We start from the raw sequence: 4104 nt of genomic DNA on the forward strand, positions 1-4104 counted from the left end.
TTTAGGGTTCCGACTCGCTCCGCGAGCCTCCACCCTCTTTCCTCCCCTGCGCCCTGGACGGGCTTGTCTCGAAAATTCACCCGCGTGCGCGCCCGGCAAAGCCGGACCACCCCGCTTTCTGAGACTTCGCGACGCATCGATGCGGGACTTTGTCCCTCCCTCTGCTGCTTCGGCTCGAAACCAGGGTGGTCCGGTTTCACCTGACGCGCACGCAAGCGGTGCGGCCTGATGCTTCGCACCCTGGTTTCGCCCTGGACGGGCTGCACCAGGGCAGAACGGAAAAATTTGGCCTGGGGGCCATTTTTCCTCACCACCCTCGTGGGCTCGGGTAGTGTCTGTCAGGCTGTTCTCGTCGTCTTCGACGCCGGTTTATCAGAGCGGCTTTTGGCCGCTCTGGAAGCTGCTTTCAGCAGCCCAAAGCCCTCTGCGCTACCATGCGTTTTTCGCCTGGGAGCAGTCCTCATGCAGCGCCTCGCCAAACCATCTGATTACGTCCGGCAAGAAGTTCTAGGCAAATCGACCTATGTGCTTTCCTGGGAGCCACGGCTATGTCCGGGTAACCCGGCGGAAGATCCTGAGCTTGGTGCGCAGCTCTATAACGACTTTGCCCAGGCTGAAGCCAATGGCGTGGAGCCTCGGTCAGCTGCGGAAGAGTTCTCTGACATCATCGAGTGGGCTATTGATATGCCAGGAGAACCAGCACGATGCCTAGCAGCTGATATCGCCGCAGCCTACCAGGGCAAGTACCAGTTTCGAATTGAGGATCTGGAGCATTGGGATGTAGAAACCAAGGCGCATCGAGCCCACTTGATTTTTCATAACGAGGACATTCGGATGCTGTCAGCGAAGGCCACTATGGCTTTGCGAGAGCGTGCCGGACGCTAATCGACTAGCAGGATGGAAATCTAGCAAAAAGGTATAACCCAGGTGGTTGAGATTGGTTTCGTAGCTGTTCTGCTACGAAACCAATCTCAGCATTTCAGCGTCTTTTTTTAGCTCCGCCCGGGCCATGTACGTCTTCCAAATCGATGATGGTAACCGCACCAGTCTGGGGGTTATGACAATCAAAGGTGAGTCGCCAGTTGCCGTTGACCTCAAGCTCATAGCGATTTTGATGGCCTTCCAGAGACTTGCAGTCCTTGAGCTTGCCATAACCGCCCTTAATATCTGCGAGAGACTTGGCCGAGTCCAAATGAACCAGTAGCCTTCTCAAAACCTTTAGAAAGTCTGCGTTCAGGCCAACGGTGGTCTTGCCTCCGCTGGCCCAGAAATTTCGCAGCGGTTTATGGACAATGTCCTTTTCTTCCTCAATCATCTCTAAACTCCTAATAGTAATTATTAATTGGACTGCTTTTTTAGGAGCTTGTAGAATTAAAAACAACCCGACATTCCCCGCCCACAATCTATTATACGATATAGCTTGTTTTTAATCGTGTCAATAGCTATTCTCTATTCTTGAGAAAAAAGTTGCTTATTGCGCAACGCGTAATAAAGGAGATCCAATGATCACTATGCATCCCGGTGAGTATCTGGAGATGTCGTATGTGGAACCCTACGAAATCAAGCAAGCAGACCTAGCAGAAAGCTTAGGAGTTTCCACTGCTGCAATTTCAAGATTACTCGCCTGTAAGTCAGATCTTTCACCTGAAATGGCCGTGCGGCTGTCTCTTGTTTTTGATCGCTCGGCAGAGTCTTGGATGGCTCTTCAGTCTAATTTCAGCCTTGCCCAAGCGCGTGAGGCTGTAAAACCTAGCGCCGTTAAGAAGCTCGCGGGTCTTGAACCTATCTTCGCCTAAGTCATAACCGATTTTGCTAAATCTGATCTTAAAAGCCCGCTAACCAAGCGGGCTTTTTTACGCCTCCTGGTACTCACGTGCGAGCTGACCTAAGCAATGTCTTAGACCTTTCGTGGGAAAATCGACCGTCTCCACCAGGATAGAGGCTTTGGTAATGGCACAGTTTCTAGTGTGTCAGGTGGCACTGGGTCAGGCTTGTGCTCCAGGAGACGCATAGTTTGTTTTAGCTCTGCGACTTCCTCCCTAAGCGCCTTTAGCTCAGCCATGACTTGAGCAATTCCGTCTGTGCCAATCACTGTGTCATGGTGTGCCGTTTTCTCAGGGATTGATTGTGCCATTGGCAGTAAAGCGCCGTAGGCACGAATTAGCTCCGATGTCTCTAAACGACGAGCTTTATCACCCTCAGGCTCCCATGATAAGCGGCCTTTAGCCATATCCCTATAGAGCGTTCGACGGCTCTTTCCGGTCAGCTTTTGAGCTTCTTGGATGGTGTGCCACGCCATGTGTCACTTCTCCTTGATTTGATGTGCCACGTTACGCACTCGGCTCACGCGGTATGGCGGGCAGATCGGGTTCAACCAAAGCTGGCTGAGCTGGTGGCGGCATACCGTCACCGTGTGGCAATTGCATTTCACCTGGTGACAAAGCCGGTAATTGGCGCAGAGGAGGTCGGTTATCAGGAATCGGAGCCTCTTGCTCCTCTTCACTAACCAAAATCCGGGCGTCAAAAGCTGCATAACGCTGATTTTCACGTTTATCGGCCCAAGCTACTCGGCGATTTACTACATAAGCATTAACGCCGCCTCGCTCACTACCGACGCGCACAACGTCTATCCAGCATTCGTCCGTAAGGACGACTAGGGCACGCTTAATTGTGGCAACGCTTACCCCCATCAGTCTTCCCAATGTGCCCTGAGACGCCACCAACGCGCCACTACGGTCCATGTTGGCTACCAAAAGGTGTAGCAATGCCGCAGCCCTTGGCTGACGACCAATGAGAGCAGCCCACGCCTCATGTGCGGCTCGCTCTGTCTGTACCCATGTACCTCTGACACTACTCAATTCAGCCATTCGAGCCCTACCCAAGACAACACCGTTTTGACGCTACACATTTTGGAAGATATATAACCATGCCTGTAAGATATCTTACAAGCTTGATGGATATCGTTACTCAAATGAGCTAGGGGTAGCTCATCCAGGGTGAGCTAGGGGTAGCTCATCCAGGGTGAGCTACCCCCCATCTGTAAGCATATGATTTCAAAGGATTTTTTAAGAGTGCTCTCTTATGATCTACAAGCATATAACCGCAAACGGCTAGGTGGTGCCGCTAGCGGCACCGCTTGCGGTCTTGCAGGCTGCGATAAACGCAGCCGCCGACCTAGAACCGTGTTTTGACTGATCTTTTGATGTCGCTTTGGAAGGAGTCAAAGACGATATGCGGTACCAAGTCCAGGTCGGGCTAAATCGCTGGTCGGGTGTTTTTTCCGGCCAGGGATTTAGAGCGGCCCGACAACGAGCGCAGCGAGGCGTCAGTAACTGATAGTTATCCACGGAGTGAGCGAAGCGAGCGAGGTGGGTAACTGTCCCAAACACCGTGATCGTGCTCTTTGCCACGTAACGACGCAAAGCGTCGGGCGGCCTTTGGCCGCCTGCACTTGATTGTTTACAGATGATCGGTGTGTTTTAGAAAGCGTAAGGCAGGATCAAGCACCGCTCCAGTCGCTGTGCGCCCGACACACACCGCGTACGAGCTTTGGAACCAATACGGGCTGCTTCGCTCCTTCACGGTGCTGGCTACGCCCTGCGCGCTAAGCTTGCTTGCTAGACACTGAGAGGCTCAGCTTTATGCTGCCTATAGCTTCTCATCGTGCACGTGGGCGCTTTGAATCACTTATGTGTACAGATTGACTGTGGCTTACCGTTCAGGTCTCCAGCGCGGCCTGGCTTCGTTACACGCGGTAGATGTCTGCACTTCCATCGTGAATGCTTTTGCCATTTGTACCTTTTGACTCTTGTACTTTTCCTATGGCCCTCCTATTGCTGCAGCAATAACGGTAGCAATAGGAAAACCAATAGAAAGACAAATAGGAAATTTCGGCAAAAGCAGATCAATAGCGCGCCATCCCTTCGGTCTGTCGTGGCCGCCCTGCAGGACGCCCAAACCTTCCGGGGGAGCGCCCCGCAAGGCTTTTAGGGTTCCGACTCGCTCCGCGAGCCTCCACCCTCTTTCCTCCCCTGCGCCCTGGACGGGCTTGTCTCGAAAATTCACCCGCGTGCGCGCCCGGCAAAGCCGGACCACCCCGCTTTC

3 protein-coding genes are annotated in these 4104 nt (G+C 53.0%); 2 read left to right on the forward strand and 1 reads right to left on the reverse strand.

Features of this window, described 5'->3' with window-relative positions; translation table 11 throughout:
- Window positions 1–228: 228 nt before the first annotated feature.
- The gene (locus tag ACP7BO_RS23760) at window positions 229–885 is read left to right on the forward strand and encodes a hypothetical protein (RefSeq protein WP_426212962.1); all 657 of its coding nucleotides are present in this window, start codon (window positions 229–231) and stop codon (window positions 883–885) included.
- Window positions 886–979: 94 nt separating this feature from the next.
- On the opposite strand, the gene ACP7BO_RS23765 is transcribed toward ACP7BO_RS23760, so the two are convergent.
- Window positions 980–1315 carry a type II toxin-antitoxin system RelE/ParE family toxin gene (locus ACP7BO_RS23765; RefSeq protein ID WP_426212963.1) on the reverse strand — a complete coding sequence of 112 codons (336 nt, stop codon included), beginning with the start codon at window positions 1313–1315 and terminating at the stop codon, window positions 980–982.
- A 187-nt stretch (window positions 1316–1502) separates the two neighbouring features.
- On the opposite strand from ACP7BO_RS23765, the gene ACP7BO_RS23770 reads away from it, so the two are divergent.
- Window positions 1503–1796 carry a HigA family addiction module antitoxin gene (locus ACP7BO_RS23770; RefSeq protein WP_426212964.1) on the forward strand — a complete coding sequence of 98 codons (294 nt, stop codon included), beginning with the start codon at window positions 1503–1505 and terminating at the stop codon, window positions 1794–1796.
- The last annotated feature ends 2308 nt before the right edge of the window (window positions 1797–4104 follow it).

This window comes from Pseudomonas sp. TWR2-1-1 (genome assembly GCF_049897045.1).
GTDB classification, from domain to species: domain Bacteria; phylum Pseudomonadota; class Gammaproteobacteria; order Pseudomonadales; family Pseudomonadaceae; genus Aquipseudomonas; species Aquipseudomonas versuta.

What these genes read in the sequence shown, in the direction of transcription:
- ACP7BO_RS23760 (WP_426212962.1), top strand. Translation starts at nt 229, where the DNA reads ATGCTTCGCACCCTGGTTTCGCCCTGGACGGGCTGCACCAGGGCAGAA.
- ACP7BO_RS23765 (WP_426212963.1), bottom strand. Translation starts at nt 1,315, where the DNA reads ATGATTGAGGAAGAAAAGGACATTGTCCATAAACCGCTGCGAAATTTC.
- ACP7BO_RS23770 (WP_426212964.1), top strand. Translation starts at nt 1,503, where the DNA reads ATGATCACTATGCATCCCGGTGAGTATCTGGAGATGTCGTATGTGGAA.